Raw genomic sequence first — 1,211 nt, forward strand, 5'->3', positions numbered from 1 at the left:
CTGATGGGGAATTCGTATTAGCCAATCCATAGCAGTGACAGGCCTGCTCCTGTCACCATAGAGGCTAGTCCCAGACTGATTCGTGTTCCATATTTGGCTCCCCCGGTGGTGAACGCCAGTACGGATTTGGCGATTGCGCTGGAAGCAAGAATCACAACCAATCCCCATTGAGCGGTGGACAGGGGCAAACTACCTGACGCAAAAAGCTGGCCTAAGCTCGCAGCAGCGGCATGCAGTTCGGCCAAGGCTGCAAGTGCCGCCGCGATCAGCACGCCAGTGCTGCCAAAGACATGCTGGAGCCAGGCGCCTAAAACTAACATCAACGCAATGGTGCCGGCAATCAGCAATGCAGTGGAAAGCTTAAATATCCGTTCGGTCTCAAATTCAGTTTGCGTGGCAGTTTTTTGTCGATTCAGCAATCCTGTGGCTGCAGCCAACACAAGGCAGAGAGCTGCAACTAGTAGAGGGAGTGCCATAGACAGCATCAGAGCTATGGATGTTGTCGAGAGAATTGCTATGAACAGGCATAGCGAGGCCAACTGAGCCAACATGGCACATCCAAAGGCTTGCGCCTGCTGATGTTCGTCGGACTTGGCCAGCTGGCCAAGACTGGCTATAGCCGCGGTAGATGACACAAATCCAGAAAAGAATCCGGTCACAGGTAGGCCCCAGTGCGGGCCCAGCACTCGAGTCAGTATGTGTCCCAGCATGCCAACAGCCATGAACAGCACGACCACTTTCCAAAGGGCTGGGAGGCTTAGCACACCCCATGGATCTACAGGCGCTTGCGGCAGAAGTGGCATCACGACCAGCGCCGCAGCGCCCAGCAGAAGGCCATCCCTCAATTCATTCTCTCTGAGTAACTCACGACTCCAGCGTTGTATGGGGCCTTTGGAATGCACCAGCAAGGCACAAAGAATGCCCAGAGCTGCCGTCAAGGTAGGGCTCTTGTGCGATAGGGCGCCCAGAGTTAGTGAGAAAAGTAGAGTCACTTCACTGGTCAGGCCTGGGTCATTGGGGGCTGAGTGCCAGTAGGCTGCAACGGTCAGTGCCCCGACCAACAGAAGTACAACGGCGAAGGGCAGCACGCCTAACCACCAGGCCGCGCAGCCAAGCAACGCTGCTATGGCGTGGGTACGAGTTCCTGCGATGCTCTCGCGCTCACTCCCGCGACGCTCGCTTACGAGACCGATAAGCAGACCACAGCCTAA

Annotated in this window: 1 protein-coding gene; it reads right to left on the reverse strand. The window is 56.2% G+C overall.

The features are described from left to right. Nucleotides 1-17 precede the first annotated feature (17 nt). Nucleotides 18-1,211 (reverse strand): DUF4010 domain-containing protein (locus tag AAIL66_RS24295; RefSeq protein ID WP_343497963.1); only part of this gene is annotated, 1,194 nt, incomplete at its 5' end.

Origin of the sequence: Comamonas sp. F1-6 (genome assembly GCF_039581415.1) — a bacterium.
GTDB classification, from domain to species: Bacteria; Pseudomonadota; Gammaproteobacteria; order Burkholderiales; family Burkholderiaceae_C; genus Comamonas; species Comamonas thiooxydans.